Origin of the sequence: Mycolicibacterium mageritense (assembly GCF_010727475.1) — a bacterium.
Classification (GTDB): Bacteria; Actinomycetota; Actinomycetes; order Mycobacteriales; family Mycobacteriaceae; genus Mycobacterium; species Mycobacterium mageritense.
This window is the reverse complement of record NZ_AP022567.1, coordinates 876,097-894,453: the sequence shown is the minus strand read 5'-3', so window position 1 is coordinate 894,453 and position 18,357 is coordinate 876,097. Positions and strand designations below refer to the sequence as shown.

The window sequence follows — 18,357 nt, the reverse complement described above, 5'->3', positions numbered from 1 at the left end:
TACGTGGGTGCGCCAGTGCGTCTGGAGTGTCTGTTGCCAATAGGGTTGATGGGCTTGGAGATACGGGTGTGGCGGTTTCTGCGACTTTGTCGCTAACAGCCGGGCACAACGACACCATCCTCGGAAGCTGTGACTGGTGTGACCAACCGTGGCGACCTAAGCGCTCGCCTCGTCCTCGACCGTGGCGGTTATGTAGTCGATGAACGACGTGATCTCCTCGACCGCACGGCGCGCATCGGGATTGACGTCGAAGCTCAGCTGGAACATGTGCATGGCCTTGTCCCACACCTGAACCCACACCGGAACGCCGTCGGCAGTGAGCCGGTCGGCCAGCGCGTAAGCGTCGTTGCGCAGCATCTCGTTGTTGCCGACCTGCAGCAGGAACGGTCCGAGGCCGTGCAGATCGGCCTCCGGCGGCATGACCGGGGTCGGGCGGGTGCCGTTGACGGTGGCGAACACATCGTAGATGAACTTGACGGTCATGAACGGGAACATCACGTCGCGATGTTCTTGCAACGCACGGTATTTGAGGTCCATGTCGGACGAGGTCAGCGGCGACAGCAGCACCTGGCCCGCGGGCACCGGAAGCCCGGCGTCGCGCGCGGCCAACGCGGTATCCGCGGCCATCAGGCCGCCTGCCGAATCGCCCGCCAGCACAATGCGTTCGGGGGCGACGCCGAGGGACAGCACGTGCCGGTAGGCGTCCAGGCCGTCGGAAACGGCCTCTTCGATGCCGGCCTGTGGCGCCAACCGGTAGCCGACGTTGAGCACGCGGGCCCCCGTGGTCGCCGACAGTTTGGAGACGAACCGGCGGTGCGAGTTGAGCCCGAGCGTCACCAGGGCCGACCCGTGCAGGTACACGATCACCAGATCGGAGTCGCGGGCATCGGCAGCCACGACCCACTCCGCCGGACAATTCGGCAGCGCCACGGGGGTCACCGTGGTGCCGGGCAACGGACGGATGACCCGCAGCGGCCGGTCGATGACGTCGAGGTGGGCGCGCTGCAGCAGGGCGGGAGCGACGCGGTTGATCGCGAGCCCCAGCAGTGTCAGCACGGCGAGCACCGGCCGCAGGACGATCGCGGTCACCACACCGAGCGTCACGGACTGCCAGGCTGCGGGTCCGAAGTGCACTTCAGCGGGTCGGCCGCGCCAATCGAGCGAATTCACGGTACCAAGGGTACTGGGTACTTTGTTTCGCGCCCAAAACCGTGACCGCCGTCACCGTCCGTTCATCTCGCGGACGCCGGGAGCTGTTATCTGTCACCCATGCGCCGCGTGAAACTGACAGCCGTTGCAACGTTGTTACTGGTCAGCCCGATGGCCGCCTGCTCGACGGGTGCCGAAGGGGCGGCCGCGGGCGGTCAGCAGGGCAAGACGTTCGGCACTGCAGTCGGCACTCCGCTGGTCTTCACGCCCGGCGAGCTGCTCGCGGCCACCGGGGGCACCACGCCCGTCGGCTACGCCCGTCCCGAACACGGCACGCTGAGCTACGGCGCGGGCGGGACCGTCGTGTACACCCCGGACGACGGTTACACCGGCGCAGATGCGCTTCGCGTCACGGTCTCCGATGCGGTGCGGGCGTTCGCCGTCGACACCCCGCCGTTGGCCACGATCGGCGGTGTCGAGGTGCAGAGCAGCGGCAACGGCTCGGCTATCGCGGCCGTGCCCGGTACCACCGACCAGTTCTACGGCCTGACCGACCGCGGCCCCAACGTCGACGGCCGTACCGACGGCGAGAAGGTGCTGCCGGTGCCCGAATTCCAGCCGCACATCACGGCATTCACGCTGCGCGACGGAGTCGCCGTGCCCGGCCGGGCCATTCGGCTCTCGGGACGTGACGGCGCCCCGCTCGTCGGCCTGGTCGATCCCCAGGCCGACACCGGCGAGACACTCGTCGACATCAACGGAAAGCCCTTGCCCACATCGGATCACGGCCTGGACACCGAAGGCCTGGTGGCACTGCCCGACGGAACTTTCTGGGTGTCCGACGAGTACGGACCCTTCCTGGTGCACTTCGACGCGCAAGGCAAAGAGCTGGAACGGCTTTCACCGTTCGACGGCACGCTGCCGCGCGAGTTGTCGTTGCGCAGCGCCAATCAGGGCATGGAAGGGCTGACCATCACGCCCGACGGCAAGACCCTCGTCGGCATCATGCAGTCGGCGCTCAAGATGCCTGGGTTGTCGGGCTCGGCGAAATCGGTTCCGCTGAGCCGGATCGTGACCGTCGACCTCGCAACCAAGGACGTACGCGAGTACCTCTACCCGCTGTCCGATCCGCAGGAATCCAAGGTCGCGGTTTCCGAGATCACCGCGCTCGGTCCGACCACGTTCCTCGTCGACGAACGCGACGGCGAACTGCAGCCGGGGGCGAACAAGAAGATCTACCTCGTCGACATCGCCACCGCGACCGACGTCGGCCCCAAGGCCACCGTCGGCACCTACCGCGCAGACGCCGGCGGGCTGCAGATCGACGGCCAGCCCATCGAGACGCTGGTCGGCGTCACCACCGATGCCGCGGCCGTCGATCGCCTCAAGGCAGCGGGGGTCACCGTGGCCACCAAATCCCTGAAGCTGGATCTCGGCGCCCTGGTGACCGAACTCAACAGAGCGGGCGAATTCTTCGGCCACGACAAGATCGAAGGCCTTGCGACGCCTGACGGCGGGAAAACTCTCGTCATCGCCAACGACAGCGACTTCGGCCTGGCCGGTATCGAAGGGGATTCGGTGCCGCTCAAGCTCAAGCCGAAGGTGCTGGCCAACGGTCGACAGGACTCCGGTGAGTTCCTCGAGGTCGACACCACGAAGCTGCCCGCGAAGACTCGTGAGGTCACGCTGCCGCTGCGGGTCGGCTGAGCCGGCAGGTCAGGGCACCGTGATGGTGCCCTGCTCCGAGATCGCCTTGTTGATGTCGACGAGCGCCTGCATGTCGCGGTACAGCGAGTCCGAGTTGACCTGCAGCACGAACATCCCGCCCGGTGAATCCATCACGACCGTGGTCTGCATGATCGCGCGGCGCCTGCCGTCCTTGAGGTACGAACCGCCCAGCGTCACCGAGTTGAACCCGCTGAGGTTCCCGCGGTCGATGCCGCCCACGGGCTCGTAGTCCGCGAGGTTCTGCAGCTCGTTGGGCGCGAACTCGAGCAGCTTCTTGGTGTCGACATTGCCCACGAGCTTCGAGATCAACGAGATCACCGACGGCGGATCCGTCGGCGTGATGGTGTCGTTCACGATCGCGGAGTACGCCCACTGCGGTGTGCGGGGGCCGGCGTCGGCCCACCCCGGCGGGGTCGGCATCGTGAACACGGGCGCACCCGGATCGCCCCGGTGGACCGTGGTCTCGTTGATCTTGTTGTCGCGGATGTAGTCGGCGATCGTGTACGAGTGCCCGGGCGGCTGCGGCGGCGTCGACGCCGTCGTCTCCGACGACGAGGGCGCCGCGGTGTTGGTACTTGTCTCGGGGCCCGGCGTGGGCCCGTCGTCGCCCGAGGTCATCGCCACGGTGATCCCGCCGACGAGCAGCACCACCGCGCAGATCGCGGACGCGATCAGAATGCCCTTGCGCTTGCCCGCCTTCTTGCGCGGTGTCGTGACGTACGGCAGCGGCGGCGGGCCGAAGCCCGTGGGCGGTGGCGGCGCCATCCCGCTCCCGGACCCGCCCGCGGTGGGAATCCCGCCGGTTCCGCTCGAGGGTTTGCGAGCAGGCTCGGAGACGGTCCACGACGACGTGAACACCGGCGGCTCCGACGGCGGGTTGGGACGTGGGTGGGCTGTCGGGTTGGACGGCGACATGGGCACGGGCGGTCGTGGCGGGGGAGCGACGGGCATCGCCTGCTGCGGCGCGGGTGTCGGGGTCGGTGCCAGCGCAGGCATCCGCGTTGTCGGTGCGGTCGCGCCTGCGGCGGCCTCCGCCAATGCCGTCGCGAAGTCGTGGCACGTGTCGTAGCGGTCCTTGGGATCCTTGGCCAGCCCGCGCGCCATCACTGAATCAAACGCTGCGAGTTCAGGTTTGGTGGCGGCAAGCTTGGGCACCGGCGAGCTCAGGTGATGGCTGATCACCACGGCCGGGTTGCTGTGCGCGTACGGCGGCGAGCCCGTGAAGAGCCGGTAGGCCGTCGCGGCCAACGAGTACTGGTCGGCGCGGCCGTCGAGCTTCTGGCCCATGAGCTGCTCCGGCGCGGTGTATGACATCGAGCCCACCGTGATGTTGGTCGATGTCAGCCCGTTGACCTCGTCGGCGCGGCGCGCGATGCCGAAGTCGGTCAGCATGATGCGGCGCTTGGAGCCTTGTTTGCTGGTGAGGAGGATGTTGGCGGGTTTGACGTCGCGGTGCAGCAGCTGGCGCTGATGCGCGTAGTCCAGCGCGTCGGCCACCGCAGCTATGATCTCGATCACATCCTCGGCGGGCATGCCCGACGGGTACTGGTCGTGCAGCAGGCGGGCCGCGTCGTGGCCGTCGACGTAATCCATCGAGATCCACAACCGGCCTTCGAACTCGCCGCGGTCGTGCACGCCGACGATGTGCGGGTGCCACAGGGTGGCCGCCATGTCGGCCTCGCGGATGAACCGCTGACGGAACTCGTTATCTGCACTAACGGTCTGCGGGAGCACCTTGAGCGCGTCCTCGCGCGGCAGCCGCGGATGGGCCGCCAGGTAGACCTCGCCCATGCCGCCAGTGCCCACCAACCTGACGATGGTGAACCCCGCGAAGACCTGACCGCTAGCCAACGGCATGGCCCGCAGACTACCGGTCGAATGGCAGTCGCTACGACTTTGTCGCCCTATGGTGACCATGAGTCAGCACGGTGGCCATGCCGAGCGGCGGACGCAGTCGTAGCGTGGAGTGGTGAGTCAACCCAAGGATCTGCCTCGCACGGTCGGTGAGCTGCGCGCTTCGGGGCACCGTGAACGGGGCGTGAAAGCCGAAATCCGGGAGAATCTGCTGGCGGCCCTTGCGGACCGGCGCGATGTCTGGCCCGGAATCCTGGGCTTCGAGGACACCGTCATTCCGCAACTGGAGCGCGCGCTGATCGCGGGCCACGACGTGGTGCTGCTCGGCGAGCGCGGTCAGGGCAAGACCCGCCTGCTGCGCGCGTTGACCGGGCTGCTCGACGAGTGGACCCCGGTGATCGCGGGTGCCGAGCTCGGTGAGCACCCGTACAGCCCCATCACGCCGGAATCGATCCGGCGCGCGGCCGATTCGGGCGACGACCTGCCGATCGAGTGGCGCCACCGCAGCGAGCGTTACACCGAGAAGCTGGCCACCCCGGACACCAGCGTGGCCGACCTGGTCGGTGACATCGACCCGATCAAGGTGGCCGAGGGACGCAGCCTCGGCGACCCGGAGACCATTGCCTACGGCCTCATCCCGCGCGCGCACCGCGGCATCGTGGCCGTCAACGAGCTGCCCGATCTCGCCGAACGCATCCAGGTCTCGATGCTCAACGTCATGGAGGAGCGCGACATCCAGGTGCGCGGCTACACGCTGCGACTGCCGCTCGACGTGCTCGTGGTCGCGAGCGCCAACCCCGAGGACTACACCAACCGCGGCCGCATCATCACGCCGCTCAAGGACCGCTTCGGTGCCGAGATCCGCACGCACTACCCGCTGGAGATCGAATCCGAGATCGGCGTGATCCGTCAGGAGGCGCACCTGGCCGCCGAGGTGCCCGACTATCTGCTCGCGGTGCTGGCCCGGTTCGCACGCAATCTGCGTGAGTCGAGCTCGATCGACCAGCGGTCCGGGGTGTCCGCGCGGTTCGCGATCGCGGCGGCCGAGACCGTCGCGGCCTCTGCGCGGCACCGCGCGGCGATCCTCGGCGAGGACGATCCGGTCGCACGTGTGGTGGATCTTGCGACCGTGATCGACGTGCTGCGCGGCAAGTTGGAGTTCGAGACCGGCGAGGAGGGGCGCGAGCAGGCTGTGCTCGAGCATCTCTTGCGTCGTGCCACTGCCGACACCGCGCAGCGGTTGCTCGGCGGAATCGACGTCGGGCCCGTGGTGGCCGCCGTCGAGGAAGGTTCCCCGGTGACCACGGGTGAGCGGGTGTCGGCCAAGGACGTGCTCGCGGCCCTGCCAGACCTGCCCGCGATCGATGCGGTGGCTGCCAGGCTGGGGGCCCAGTCGGTCGGTGAACGGGCCGCAGCGGTCGAATTGGCGCTCGAAGCGCTGTATCTGGCGAAGCGCATCGACAAGGTGACGGGGGAGGGTGAGACCGTCTATGGCTAACGCCCACGGGCACACCTCGCGGTATTCGCGATACACGGGCGGTCCCGATCCGCTGGCACCGCCGATCGACCTGCGTGACGCACTCGAGCAGATCGGTCAGAACGTCATGGAGGGCAGCTCGCCGCGCCGGGCCCTGCAGGAGCTGATGCGCCGCGGCACCAAGGGCATGCGCGGCACCGACCGGCTGGCCGCCGAGGCCAACCGCCGCCGCCGGGAACTGCTGCAGCGCAACAACCTCGACGGCACCCTGGCCGAGATCAAGAAGCTGCTCGACGAGGCCGTGCTTGCCGAGCGCAAGGAGCTCGCGCGGGCCCTGGACGACGACGCGCGGTTCGGCGAGCTGCAGCTCGAATCCCTCTCGCCGTCACCGGCGAAGGCCGTGCAGGAGCTCTCGGACTACTCCTGGCGCTCACCCGAGGCGCGCGAGAAGTACGAGCAGATCAAGGATCTGCTGGGCCGCGAGATGCTCGACCAGCGCTTCGCCGGCATGAAGCAGGCGCTGGAGAACGCGACCGACGAGGACCGTCAGCGCGTCAACGACATGCTCGATGACCTCAACGATCTGCTCGACAAGCACGCCCGTGGCGAGGACACCGAGCAGGATTTCCAGGACTTCATGAACAAGCACGGCGAGTTCTTCCCGGAGAACCCGCGCGACATCGAGGAGCTGCTCGACTCGCTGGCCCAGCGGGCGGCCGCGGCACAGCGCTTCCGCAACAGCCTCTCGCCCGAGCAGCGCGCCGAGCTCGATGCCCTGGCACAGCAGGCGTTCGGCTCGCCGTCGCTGATGAACGCGCTCAACCGGCTCGATTCGCACCTGCAGGCCGCCCGGCCCGGTGAGGACTGGACCGGCTCACAGCGGTTCTCCGGTGACGAGCCGCTCGGGATGGGCGAGGGTGCGCAGGCGATGGCCGACATCGCCGAGTTGGAGCAGCTCGCCGATGCGCTGTCGCAGAGCTATTCCGGGGCGACGATGGACGATGTCGATCTCGAAGCGTTGGCCCGTCAGCTCGGTGACGACGCCGCGATCGATGCCCGCACACTGGCCGAACTCGAGCGGGCCCTGGTCAACCAAGGCTTCCTGGACCGCGGTTCCGATGGCCAGTGGCGGCTTTCGCCCAAGGCCATGCGCCAGCTCGGCCAGACCGCGTTGCGCGATGTGGCGCAGCAGCTTTCGGGCCGTCACGGTGAGCGGGACACGCGACGGGCCGGGGCGGCCGGCGAGCTGACCGGCGCGACGCGGCCGTGGCAGTTCGGCGACACCGAGCCGTGGAACGTCACCCGCACCGTCACGAATGCCGTGCTGCGGCAGGCGGGCACCGGTGTCGCGGAGCGGCCCATCCGATTCGCGGTCGAAGACGTCGAGATCTCCGAGACCGAAACCCGCACGCAGGCCTGCGTGGCTCTGCTGGTCGACACGTCGTTCTCGATGGTGATGGAGAACCGCTGGTTGCCGATGAAGCGCACCGCGCTCGCGCTCAACCATCTGATCTCGACGCGCTTCCGGTCAGATGCCTTGCAGATCATCGCGTTCGGGCGCTACGCCAGGACGGTGACCGCCGCCGAGTTGGCCGGGCTGGAGGGTGTCTACGAGCAGGGCACCAACCTGCATCACGCTTTGGCTTTGGCGTCGCGGCACCTGCGGCGCCATCCCAACGCCCAGCCGGTCGTCCTGATTGTCACCGACGGCGAGCCCACCGCGCACCTGGAGGGCTTCGACGACGGCGCCGAGGTCTTCTTCGACTACCCGCCACACCCGCGGACCCTCGCTCACACCGTGCGCGGGTTCGACGAGGTGGCCCGGCTCGGCGCCCAGATCACGATCTTCCGGCTCGGCAGCGATCCGCAGCTGGCGCGGTTCGTCGACCAGGTCGCGCGGCACGTCGCCGGTCGTGTCGTGGTGCCGGATCTTGACGGGCTCGGTGCCGCGGTCGTGGGGGATTATCTGAGGTCGCGGCGGCGCTAGGTTGCGCGGTCTTGACGCGCGCCCGTCTTGTGGCGCGCCCAATTCGACGTAATCGTCGCGATTGGTGGCGTGGGGCGACGGTTTTGTCGAATTGGAGCTAAGCACGGAGCCGATCCGAGGCTGCGCGCGTCAAATGAGTATGCGCATTCCGTTCGTCGGCAGTGACGCCGTCGCGGCACCCAGTACGCCCTCGACGTCGGGGTCAACCGCGTGCTGCAGAGGCTTGACTGGCACGTCATCCACGTCATCAAAAAAGACTGTGGTGCCGACATCGTCGAGCAGGCGCGCGACGTGTTGATGTCCCGGGGCTGGAGGCCCTGAACGGTTCGAGCTAGAGTTTCCGCCGCACCAGAGCCCGCAAGGCTTCGTGGACGAGCATCACCAAGTGCAACAGGCCCCACTCGCCGGGGATGTAGTCGCGGGTCCGCACCAATCGGGCTGCTAATTCAGGCGACTCGTCGTGCAGGATGCGCCTGGCGCGACGGGCGTGAAAGGTGTTCGACGCGATCTTGATCGCCGGGGCGTCGGCCAGCAGCGGTATCGAGTTGGTGATGTTCTCCACCGTCGTCCGCGACTGGTCTTCGAGAATGATGTTGGCGGCGGGGACGCCGAGCGACTCCGCGTAATCGGCCATCATCTGGGCTTCCGACAGCTCGGAGCGCACGGCTCCGCCGGAGAATACGAAGCGTGCTCGTGAGGGCTCGGTAGAGCGCAGCGCAATGCGCACGCGCCACCGGTAAAGCCTCGGCCGTGGACAGCCGAGCACGAGAACGGCTTCGCCGTCCCGCACCTGACGTGGGTCGATGCCGTCCGCCGGCAGTGCTTCGCGGGATGCCCGCCACGTTTTCCATTCACACCACGCCAGCGCAGCGCCGACCGTGACACCGATGCATCTGGTCCAGTTGCCCATGGCGCCATTATGTTCGCGGGTGGTTGCGTCGAGTTCGACGAAAGTGTTGCGCGCAGGCGCCTGCAGCGACGTTCTCGTCGAATTCGAGAGCGATGGAGCCGATTCGCGACCGCGTGCGTCCAAGTACATGTGCGAGTTCCGTTCGTGGGCAGTGACGCCGTTGCCGCAGGCCACCTGACCAAAGGACAGCTACGGCACCGGTATCGGCCGATCTGTCGCGGGGTGTATATACCGCGGCAGCACGAGGTATCGCTGCACGAGCGGATCCTGGGCGCGTCGTTGACCTCGGGTGGCGTCGTTGCGGGTTTGGCCGCATCGGCGCTCCACGGCGCGAAATGGGTCGACGACGACATCCCGGTGGAGGTGGTCGCCGCGGGCCGGAGACAGCGCGGCCTGGTCATCCGGTATGACACCCTCGCCGAAGATGAGGTCTCGATGGTGGCGAGCATTCCAGTCACCACCCCCGCACGCACCGCGTTCGACCTCGCCCGTCGTCTCCCGCGGGGTGAGGCCGTCGAACGCATGGACGCGTTGATGAATGCGAGCCCGTACTCGATCGAGGACGTCAAGTTGATCGCAAAACGGCACCCTGGTCTGAGAGGGCTGCGCAAGTTGGCGAAAGTTCTGCCGCTCGTCGACGGCGGGGCCGAGTCGCCGAGGGAGACCTGGCTTCGGCTCTTGTTCGTCGATGCCGGATTACCTCGTCCCACCACGCAATTCGTCGTCTACGACGAAGTCGATCGCTACGTGAGGCGCGTCGACATGGTCTGGAAAGAGTTCAAGGTTGGTGCGGAGTATGACGGCGAGCAGCACCTCACGAGCCGTCGCCAGTACACACTCGACGTTCAGGTGAACCGCGTGCTGCAGCGGCTCGGTTGGCATGTCATCCACGTCATCAAAGAGGATTACGGCGACGACATCATCGAGGAGGCTCGTACCGCGCTGCTGTCACGAGGTTGGCGCCCGCGCCTCACCCGAGCACAGCAGCCTTCAGCGCCTGCGCGGAGTCGACCGTGACGAGCGCTTGCGTGTGCTCGTCAGGCTCGCCGTATCCCCAGTCGACCAGGATGGTCGGGACGTGGTGTCGGGCAGCCCCGACGACGTCGTGCAGGCGGTCGCCGACCATCACCGGATTGCTGGTGTCGACGCCGCCGGCGTGCAGGCGCCGCAGCGCTTCACCGACGATCGACGCCTTGTCGCTGATGCTCTCGTCTCTCGACGCGCCGGAGACCGTGACGAAATAGCGCGCAAGCCCGAGCCGTTCGAGCACGTCGACCGCCGTGTGCTCGGGTTTCGACGTCGCCACTGCCATCGGAATGCCTGCTGTGGCAAGGGCTTCGAGGACGGGAGGAATCGCGTCGAAGGTCCGGATGTCGGCGTTGCCGATGCGTTGGTAGTGCTTGCGGTAGAGCTGGCGGGCATGCTCGGCCGCGGCGTCGTCGAAACCGAGCCGAACCCGGAAGGACTCCGCCGGCGGTGGTCCGACCCAGGTGCGCAGTTCGTCGGGCGGCGGGACGGGCAGGCCCAGCTCGTTCAGGGTTGCTGCAAAGGATTCGGTGATGCCCTTGGCCGAGTTGGCGATGGTGCCGTCGAGGTCGAACAGGACGCAGGTCCACTTCAGGGATTCAGAGCTCACTCGCCAACCCTAATCGGGTCGAGCGCGCCGACCTTCGCGTCGACTTCGACGAAAGTGTCGCCCCACCGCGCTCTCAGCGGCATTTTCGTCGAATTCGCGAGCGGATGCCTAGGCTGGGGACTGCGACCCGTCCAAGTCCGGAGAGGGGATGTATGTCTCAGGTGGCAGAGCCGGAACCCGACGATCAGCCGAACGAGCCGACCGAAATCACCTTCGACGAACACCTGCACCCGGCGCGGCCTCGGGCGTTGCGGTTTCGTCCCAGGGTCAAGTCGCCGTTCATCCGCCGGTCGGTGGCCCAGGACGGTCCCGCGACGGGTGACAACCCGGCCTACGTGTCGTGGCTGCTGAGCCAGTCGATGCTGGCCGACGCCAACGAGATCAGCCAGCAGTTCTCCGGGCAGGGCTCGATGTGGCAGAACCCGTATGCAACCCCCAGCCCACGGGGTGCGGTAGACACCGCCGCGGTGTGGTTCACGGCGTATCCACTTTCGCTGATCACGCGGCCGGGGGAGTCGTTTCTCAAGGCCATGGCCGATGAGGAGATGTGGAAGGCGTTCGCCGAGATCGGCGTCGACGCCATCCACACCGGGCCCGTCAAACGTGCGGGCGGCATCTCGGGCTGGCAGCTGACACCCAGCGTCGACGGGCACTTCGACCGCATCAGCACTCAGATCGACCCGGCGTTCGGCACCGAGGACGAGTTCCGGCAGATGTGCGGTACGGCGAACTGGTACGGCGGCACCATAATTGACGACATCGTGCCCGGTCACACGGGCAAGGGTGCGGATTTCCGGCTAGCCGAGATGAAGTACGCCGACTATCCCGGCATCTATCACATGGTCGAGGTCGACCCGCTGGACTGGGACCACCTGCCCGACGTGCCGGCCGGGCAGGATTCGGTCAACATCGACACCGCCACTGAGGACTGGCTCGACAAGGCCGGGTACATCATCGGACGGTTGCAGCGCGTGATCTTCTACGCCGAGGGCGTCAAGGAGACCAACTGGAGCGTCACCCGCCCCGTGGTCGGCATCGACGGCGTCGAGCGCCGCTGGGTGTATCTGCACTACTTCAAGGACGGGCAGCCCTCGATCAACTGGCTGGATCCGTCGTTCGCGGGCATGCGGCTGGTGATCGGCGATGCGCTGCATTCGCTGGCCGATCTGGGCACCGGCGGACTTCGCCTGGACGCCAACGGCTTTCTGGGCGCCGAGAAGACCGCGGCCGAGGACAGTACGGCCTGGTCGGAGGGGCACCCGCTGTCGGAGGCCGCCAACCACCTCATCGCGAGCATGGTCCGCAAGGTCGGTGGGTTCACGTTCCAGGAGTTGAACCTGACCATCGACGACATCCGCGAGATCGGGGAGGCCGGTGCGGATCTGTCGTACGACTTCATCAACCGGCCCGCCTATCAGCATGCGCTGGCCACCGCCGACACCGAGTTCCTGCGGCTGACGTTGCGCACGACCCTCGAACTGGGTGTCGAGCCGGCCTCGCTGGTGCACGCGTTGCAGAACCATGACGAGCTCACCTACGAACTCGTGCACTGGTCGACAGGGCACCGCGACGACGTCTACACCTTCCGGGGTGAGGAGGTCACGGGTGAGGCGCTGGGCGACATCATCCGCGGCGACCTCACCGAGAAGCTCACCGGTGAGAACGCCCCGTACAACCTGGTTTTCACCACGAACGGAATCGCGTGCACCACCGCGACGGTCATCGCCGCCACGCTGGGTATCCGCGATCTGGACGAGATCGATGACATCGATCGCATCCGCCGGGCGCACCTGCTGCTGGCGATGTTCAACGCGCTGCAGCCGGGCGTGTTCGCGTTGTCCGGGTGGGACATGTGCGGCATGCTGACGCTTCCGCCGGCCGACGTCGAGGAGCTGCTGCACGGCGGCGATACGCGCTGGATCCATCGCGCCGCGCACGACCTGATGGGTCACAACCCGACGGCCACCAGGTCGATTGCCGGAATGCCTAGGGGTAGAAGTCTTTACGGGTCGATCCCGGAGCAGCTTGCCGACGAGACGAGTTTCCTGCGGCAGCTTCAGGCCATTCTGCGGGTGCGCAAGCACTACGAGATCGCCACCAGCCGCCAGGTCGACATCCCCGAGGTGTCACATCGCGGCATGCTCGTGCTGGTCCACGAGCTGGCCAACGGTGATCACCAGCTCACGGTGCTCAACTTCGCCAACGAGGAGATCGCGGGTACCGTGCGCTCGAAAGCGCTGCCGCCCGGTGCGTCGGTGTCGGACATGTTCACCGGCAAGACGCTCGCCACCGTCGATGATCTGCACAGCTTCGCCATCGAAATGCCCGCCCACCATGGCATGTCGCTTTTGGTGGACGGGCTTGAAACGCCCGGTAAGACCGAGCCCGCTTAGACCAGGCGGTAGCTGAACTGGTACTTGCTGCCGTCGGGCGTGATGTGGGCCAGACCCATTTCGCCGCGGGCCGCGACGTAGCGTCCGGTTCCGCCGGTGATGGCGAGGACCGAGTCGGTGCCGTCGAAAAACGGTCCCTGGACGGTGATCTGGCCGTCGGCCAGGCTCAGGGTCCACCCGCAGTCCCACTCGGCGCCGACGACTGTGCGGGTGCACACTCCGGTGGACTTGCCCATGGGCTGACCGTCGGCGGCGTCGAAGACCTCGTTCGAGAAGGTGAGCAGATCACCGACACTGTCGCCCGTGGCGCCGAGGTCGACGACGGTGTCGGTGGTGGCGTGTTCGATCACCGTGACGGTGCCGGGCTCTGCGGCCGCGACGGCCGACGTGGCGACAGCGACGCCGCAGGCCGCGACTACCATCACGAGGCTGGGAACAGCTTTGGGACGCATGGGTTTTCTCCTGATGCCGGTCAGTGTTCGAGGGAGGTTTCGGGAACGGTACCCGTGCTGCGCAGGGCCCGCAGGCGATCGGCGACCTCGATGGCGTCGTCCTCGGGAATGTCGACGCTGTGCCGGTCGGGCTTGCCGAGCACCAGATACATCGCGCCGGAACCGATCACGACCACCAGCCCGATGGCCACGATCCAGCGGTTGACGAACCCTTCGGAACCAGGCACCGGAATGACCATCAGGATCATCGCGGTGACGCCGTAGAGCAGCGCGATGATGTTGACCGCCATGCCGAAGCGGCCCAGGGTCCAGACCCCGCCGGGCCGCCAGCCCTTGAGGCGCTGGCGGAGCGCGGCAAGAACCACGGCCTGGAACGCGATGTAGATGCCGCACACCGCGAACGCCGTGATGCGGGGAAGCGCGTCGGGTTTCCAGTAGACGAACAGGCACAACACGATCGGCACGATGCACGCGGTCAGCAGCGCGTTGGTGGGCACGTGGTTGTCCGACATGCGCGACAGCCAGGAACTGGCGGGAAGCATGCGGTCCCGCGCGAACGAGTAGAGCAGCCGGCTGGCGGCGGCCTGTAGCGAGAGCACACACGAGATGAACGCGGTCACGGCGATGACGAGGAACAGCTTCGAGCCCAGGTGGCCGAGTGCGCCGTCGAGGATGGACGGAATCGGGTCGGCCACTTCACCGTTGACGATCTCCTGCAGGTTGGGCGCGGCGAGCACGTAGCCGACATACGACATCAACGCCGAAACGCCACCGATCACGATGGTCAGGATCATGGCCTTGGGGATGCCGCGGCCCGGATCGGCGACCTCTTCGGCCACGTCACCGCAGGCCTCGAATCCGTAGAACAGGAACAGCCCCGTCAGTGCCGACGCGATGAACGCGAGAATGTAGGGCTGGTCGCCGCCCGCGCCCATCGAGTCGAACAAGACCGCGAACGAATGCTTGCGCTCGAACAAGAGCAGGTAGAGCCCCAGTGCGATAACCCCGACCAGCTCGGCGGCCAAACCTATGCGGGCGATCCGGGCCAGGGCACGCGTGCCGCTGAAGTTGAACGCCAGGGCCAGCAGCAGCAAGCCGACCGCGATCGCCAGACCGCTCAGGTCGGACGCCGTGATACCGAACAACGGACCGACGAATGCCGAGCCGAACTCGGCCACCGACGTGACCGTGACGATCATCGCGCACAGATAGATCCACGAGACCAGCCACGCGTATTTGCGGCCCCACAGCCGGCGCGTCCACGGGTAGATGCCGCCGGCGACGGGGTACTGCGAGACCACCTCGCCCATCACCAGTGCGACGGCCATCTGACCGAGCCCCACGATCACGATCCACCACATGGACGGCGGCCCGCCGAGGGTGAGGCTGAACGCGAACAACGAGTACACGCCCACCAGCGGGGACAGGTATGTGAAGCCGAGCGACAGATTGGCGAACAGGCCCATCGAGCGCTTGAACTCACCGGTGTAGCCGAGCACCGCCAGCTGCTCGTCGTCCCCGTTGCGGGCACTTTCGTTCGACGTGGTCATCGGGTGGGTCTCTCCCTCATTCGGTCATGAATCGAATGAGAGTGTGTGCCACGCCACTACGCCGCCACACGTGACGTGTTGGAGCGTCGGCGGCGCGCAGATATCCAAACTGGAGCTTGCCAAGAACTCCTAGGCCGCGTGGCGAAGCCGGCTGATGATGCCGTCGAGGTCGATGGCGAACATCTCGGGCCGGAAGACGTGGCCGCCGGGCACCTCGTGCCATTCGTGGGGAATGCCTGCGACGCTGAGCCGTTCGCGGAATTCCCGCTGCCCCGCGAGGACTTGGGTCTCGTTGACGCTGTCGAACCAGTTGAGCGGGTCCGGGCTGGTGCCTGCGACGAGGAAGATCCGCTTGTTGCGGTAGCTGTCGATGCGCTCGACCGGGTTGTCGGCGGTGACCCTGGCCTGGTCCCACAGCGGTGCGCCGTAAACCGTGCCGCCCGCCAGGTCCAGCACGGCCGACGTGATGTTGGCCCAGTGCACGACGAGACCGAAGTCGCGGCGCAGGCTGGCCGGACCCGAGTGGGAGCTCACCGACGCGAAGTGGCCGTAGTACTTGGCGGCGTACTTCAGGGCGCCGAAGCCGCCCATCGAGAACCCGCCGACCGCGCGGCCGTCGTATTCGGCGTACGTGCGGAAGTTCGCCTCGATCCACGGCAGCAACTGCGCGATGTGGAACGTCTCCCAATTCCGCGGGCCGACAAACGAGCTGACCGGATTGGAGTACCAGCCGGCGTGCCCGCCGTCGGGCATCACCACGATGATCGGCTTGCCCGCGGTCCAGTCACGGATGCCCATGAAGTCGAACGAACGGAAGTCGTCGTTGCCGCCGTGGAACATGTAGAGCACGGGGTAGGTCTTGCCGCTCGTGCGGTAGTCGTCGGGGAGCAGGACGTTGACGCCCGGGTTCCAGCCGATCGCGTCGGTCTGGAAGCGGTAGTACCACAACCGCGGATCGTTCTCGTTGCGGTCGACGATGCGCAGGCCGAAGCCGTCGCTGCGGCCGGAGAAGATGACCAGCATCTGTCCGACACCGAGCGCGTTGGGGTTGGCGATGTTGTTGACGGTGGCGATCAGGGGATAGAGGTCGGCGTCGCCGTAGAACCGCAACGCCAAGGCCGACAGCGTATCCCCGGCGGCGACCTTGTATTTCGTGACGTCCGGGATGAACAGCTGCCGGCCGGCGCTGATGTCGTCGCCGTCGGCGATACCGTTGGATTTCGCGATCAGGTGGTCCAGGTCGGCGTCGCCGTAGAAGCGCTCGGCCAGGCCGGCCAGGGTGTCGCCGCCTGCGACCGTGTACCTGGTGAAGTCGGGAAAGATCAGCCGTTGCCCCACATTGATGGCGCTGGGGTCACTGACGCCGCTCGCGGTGGCAACCAGCCGATACAGCTCGGCCTCACCGTAATAGCGCAACGCCAATGCCCACAGCGTTTCTCCCGCAACCACCGTGTGTGTTCTGACCATTCGTCTCACTCCCCTCGCGTTGAAACAGGCTCTATTTCGATTGTGCTCCTGTTTCGGGGAGGTGAACGGGCTCCTGCTCCGGGCGGTACGTTTGACCAAAACCGAATCTTGGTCAAAACTTGGTGCCATGCCCGACAGGCAACGAGAGCGTGCGGACCGGATCCTCGATATCGCGGCGGATCTGTTGCTGCGCTGGGGCTATCGCAGAATCCGGATCGACGAGGTCGCCAAGCGGGCAGGTGTCGGCAAGGGAACGGTGTACCTGCACTGGCGCAGTCGCGAGCAGATGCTGGCGGCCGTGGCGGCCCGAGAAACGGCCCGGATGATCGACGCCGTCGTCGAGGCTTTGCGCTCCGACGCGGGCGAGGTGGTTCCGCACCGCCTGATGCGTCGCATCTTCCTGGAGGCGATGAGTCGCCCGGTGCTGCGGGCAATCTATACGCGCGACGTCGACACGGTCGATGCGCTGGCGGGTGAGAGCTCGCAAGTGTCCGCGCAGAGCGCGAATTTCGTTGCGTGGCAGGAGTATCTGCGGATCGCCCACGACCAGGGCCTGCTGCGCGACGGGTTGCGCCCCGCAGACGCGTACTATCCGCTGACCGCGATGACGTTCGGTTTCTTCGCGGTCGAGCCGCTGCTTCCAGCCGAAGTCGACCTGAGCCTGGAAGCCAAGGCCGATCAACTGGCCGAGTCGGTGCGCCGGGTTTTCGAACCGGCACGGCCGCCGGGCCGCGATCATCTCGACGCCGCTGCCGCGGCGGCCGTCGCACTCTACGAGCGAGCAGCAGGCGAATACCGCGCCGTCACCTATGGCACGAGGGAAGGGCACCACGATGAGCAGAACTGACCGTGACAGCTGGGATTTGGCATCGAGCGTGGGGGCGACTGCCACCGTGGTGGCCGCGCAACGGGCAGTGGCATCGCGGGGGCCGAATCCGCTGATCGACGACCCGTACGCCGAGCCGCTTGTGCGCGCGGTCGGCACCGATGCCGCGACGCGCATGCTCGACGCAGATCCGGACACCGACGGCGACGCCGAGTTCAGTGTGCGGCAGGCGGCCGAGGCGATGGCGGTTCGCACGCGCTTCTTCGACAAACTCTTCACCACCGCGGCGGATGCGGGAGTGCGTCAGGCCGTCATCCTGGCCTCCGGACTGGACACCCGTGCCTACCGCTTGGCTTGGCCCGCAGGCACAGTCGTCTACGAGATCGACCAGCCGGCGGTGGTCGAATTCAAGACCCGAACCCTGGCGGACATGGGTGCCGAGCCGACGGCCGAGCGCCGTGCCCTCGGCGTCGACCTGCGCGACGACTGGCCAAAGGTGCTGCTGGAGAGCGGGTTTAACTGCGAGCGGCCGACCGCGTGGATCGCCGAAGGGTTGCTGATCTATCTCACGCCGCAGGCTCAAGACCAGCTCTTCGACAACATCACGCGGCTCAGCGCACCGGGTAGCCACCTCGCCACCGAGTTCATCGCCGACGCATCGGCGTTCTCCGACAACCGGTCACGGCGCGTGTCCGAAGGCTTCCGCCGGTTCGGGTTCGACACGGAGCTGTCCGAGCTCGTCTACGAGGGCGAGCGCAGTTCTGTCATCGAGTTCTTGACGGCGCGGGGCTGGGATGTGCGTGCACAGTCGCTGGACGAGGTGTACGCCGCCAACGGCCTCGAACTGCCCGGCGACGACATGTTCGCGGCATTCGCCGACGCTCGGTGTGTCAGCGCGGTGCTCACAACGCCAGCTTGAGCCGGCGTC

The 18,357-nt window shown here is 67.0% G+C and carries 14 protein-coding genes; 7 read left to right on the top strand and 7 right to left on the bottom strand.

Going from position 1 to position 18,357, the window contains the following annotated elements; genetic code table 11:
- Nucleotides 1-156: 156 nt before the first annotated feature.
- Nucleotides 157-1,170 (bottom strand): alpha/beta hydrolase, encoded by a 1,014-nt coding sequence (locus tag G6N67_RS04325; protein WP_036434006.1) that lies wholly within the window; start codon nt 1,168-1,170, stop codon nt 157-159.
- A gap of 99 nt (nt 1,171-1,269) precedes the next feature.
- Here G6N67_RS04325 and G6N67_RS04320 point away from each other — a divergent pair, with 99 nt between their 5' ends.
- Entirely contained in the window at nt 1,270-2,856 is a 1,587-nt protein-coding gene (locus G6N67_RS04320) for an esterase-like activity of phytase family protein (protein WP_081812569.1), read from the top strand.
- Between the two features lie 9 nt (nt 2,857-2,865).
- Here G6N67_RS04320 and G6N67_RS04315 read toward each other — a convergent pair whose 3' ends face one another.
- Complete coding sequence (locus G6N67_RS04315; RefSeq protein ID WP_073907472.1) at nt 2,866-4,734, bottom strand: LpqN/LpqT family lipoprotein; 1,869 nt, start codon at nt 4,732-4,734, stop codon at nt 2,866-2,868.
- 112 nt (nt 4,735-4,846) lie between these two features.
- Between G6N67_RS04315 and G6N67_RS04310 the strand changes: the two genes are divergently transcribed.
- Nucleotides 4,847-6,229 carry a sigma 54-interacting transcriptional regulator gene (locus tag G6N67_RS04310; protein WP_036435859.1) on the top strand — a complete coding sequence of 461 codons (1,383 nt, stop codon included), beginning with the start codon at nt 4,847-4,849 and terminating at the stop codon, nt 6,227-6,229.
- A complete protein-coding gene (locus G6N67_RS04305; RefSeq protein ID WP_036434008.1) occupies nt 6,222-8,195 on the top strand; it encodes a vWA domain-containing protein in 1,974 nt (657 codons plus the stop codon). The genes G6N67_RS04310 and G6N67_RS04305 overlap by 8 nt, the downstream gene beginning before the upstream one ends.
- Before the next feature lie 331 nt (nt 8,196-8,526).
- Here the strand turns inward: G6N67_RS04305 and G6N67_RS04300 are convergent, their stop codons facing one another.
- Entirely contained in the window at nt 8,527-9,105 is a 579-nt protein-coding gene (locus tag G6N67_RS04300) for a YdcF family protein (RefSeq protein WP_036435861.1), read from the bottom strand.
- A gap of 129 nt (nt 9,106-9,234) precedes the next feature.
- Between G6N67_RS04300 and G6N67_RS04295 the strand changes: the two genes are divergently transcribed.
- Nucleotides 9,235-10,122 (top strand): type IV toxin-antitoxin system AbiEi family antitoxin, encoded by an 888-nt coding sequence (locus G6N67_RS04295; protein WP_051578824.1) that lies wholly within the window; start codon nt 9,235-9,237, stop codon nt 10,120-10,122.
- On the opposite strand, the gene G6N67_RS04290 is transcribed toward G6N67_RS04295, so the two are convergent.
- Entirely contained in the window at nt 10,076-10,741 is a 666-nt protein-coding gene (locus G6N67_RS04290; protein WP_036434010.1) for an HAD hydrolase-like protein, read from the bottom strand. The two genes, G6N67_RS04295 and G6N67_RS04290, sit on opposite strands and share 47 nt — an antisense overlap.
- 152 nt (nt 10,742-10,893) lie before the next feature.
- Here G6N67_RS04290 and treS point away from each other — a divergent pair, with 152 nt between their 5' ends.
- Nucleotides 10,894-13,134 carry a maltose alpha-D-glucosyltransferase gene (treS, locus tag G6N67_RS04285; RefSeq protein WP_036434012.1) on the top strand — a complete coding sequence of 747 codons (2,241 nt, stop codon included), beginning with the start codon at nt 10,894-10,896 and terminating at the stop codon, nt 13,132-13,134.
- Here the strand turns inward: treS and G6N67_RS04280 are convergent.
- From G6N67_RS04280 to G6N67_RS04270, 3 genes are all read right to left on the bottom strand, one after another.
- A complete protein-coding gene (locus G6N67_RS04280; protein ID WP_036434014.1) occupies nt 13,131-13,586 on the bottom strand; it encodes an allene oxide cyclase family protein in 456 nt (151 codons plus the stop codon). The genes treS and G6N67_RS04280 overlap by 4 nt on opposite strands.
- Nucleotides 13,587-13,606: 20 nt before the next feature.
- Nucleotides 13,607-15,136 carry an APC family permease gene (locus G6N67_RS04275; RefSeq protein WP_081812572.1) on the bottom strand — a complete coding sequence of 510 codons (1,530 nt, stop codon included), beginning with the start codon at nt 15,134-15,136 and terminating at the stop codon, nt 13,607-13,609.
- 129 nt (nt 15,137-15,265) lie between these two features.
- Nucleotides 15,266-16,603 carry an alpha/beta hydrolase-fold protein gene (locus G6N67_RS04270; RefSeq protein ID WP_036434015.1) on the bottom strand — a complete coding sequence of 446 codons (1,338 nt, stop codon included), beginning with the start codon at nt 16,601-16,603 and terminating at the stop codon, nt 15,266-15,268.
- A gap of 127 nt (nt 16,604-16,730) precedes the next feature.
- Between G6N67_RS04270 and G6N67_RS04265 the strand changes: the two genes are divergently transcribed.
- Both G6N67_RS04265 and G6N67_RS04260 read left to right on the top strand, forming a co-directional pair.
- Nucleotides 16,731-17,450, top strand: coding sequence for a TetR/AcrR family transcriptional regulator (locus tag G6N67_RS04265; protein ID WP_036434017.1), 720 nt, complete (start codon nt 16,731-16,733; stop codon nt 17,448-17,450).
- Entirely contained in the window at nt 17,437-18,348 is a 912-nt protein-coding gene (locus tag G6N67_RS04260; RefSeq protein ID WP_036434019.1) for a class I SAM-dependent methyltransferase, read from the top strand. The genes G6N67_RS04265 and G6N67_RS04260 overlap by 14 nt, the downstream gene beginning before the upstream one ends.
- The last annotated feature ends 9 nt before the right edge of the window (nt 18,349-18,357 follow it).

Bases quoted from the DNA above. Each gene is read 5' to 3' on its own strand.
- G6N67_RS04320 (WP_081812569.1), top strand. From the start codon at position 1,270: ATGCGCCGCGTGAAACTGACAGCCGTTGCAACGTTGTTACTGGTCAGC.
- G6N67_RS04265 (WP_036434017.1), top strand. From the start codon at position 16,731: ATGCCCGACAGGCAACGAGAGCGTGCGGACCGGATCCTCGATATCGCG.
- G6N67_RS04300 (WP_036435861.1), bottom strand. From the start codon at position 9,105: ATGGGCAACTGGACCAGATGCATCGGTGTCACGGTCGGCGCTGCGCTG.
- G6N67_RS04315 (WP_073907472.1), bottom strand. From the start codon at position 4,734: ATGCCGTTGGCTAGCGGTCAGGTCTTCGCGGGGTTCACCATCGTCAGG.
- G6N67_RS04275 (WP_081812572.1), bottom strand. From the start codon at position 15,136: ATGACCACGTCGAACGAAAGTGCCCGCAACGGGGACGACGAGCAGCTG.
- G6N67_RS04280 (WP_036434014.1), bottom strand. From the start codon at position 13,586: ATGCGTCCCAAAGCTGTTCCCAGCCTCGTGATGGTAGTCGCGGCCTGC.
- G6N67_RS04305 (WP_036434008.1), top strand. From the start codon at position 6,222: ATGGCTAACGCCCACGGGCACACCTCGCGGTATTCGCGATACACGGGC.
- treS (WP_036434012.1), top strand. From the start codon at position 10,894: ATGTCTCAGGTGGCAGAGCCGGAACCCGACGATCAGCCGAACGAGCCG.
- G6N67_RS04260 (WP_036434019.1), top strand. From the start codon at position 17,437: ATGAGCAGAACTGACCGTGACAGCTGGGATTTGGCATCGAGCGTGGGG.
- G6N67_RS04270 (WP_036434015.1), bottom strand. From the start codon at position 16,603: ATGGTCAGAACACACACGGTGGTTGCGGGAGAAACGCTGTGGGCATTG.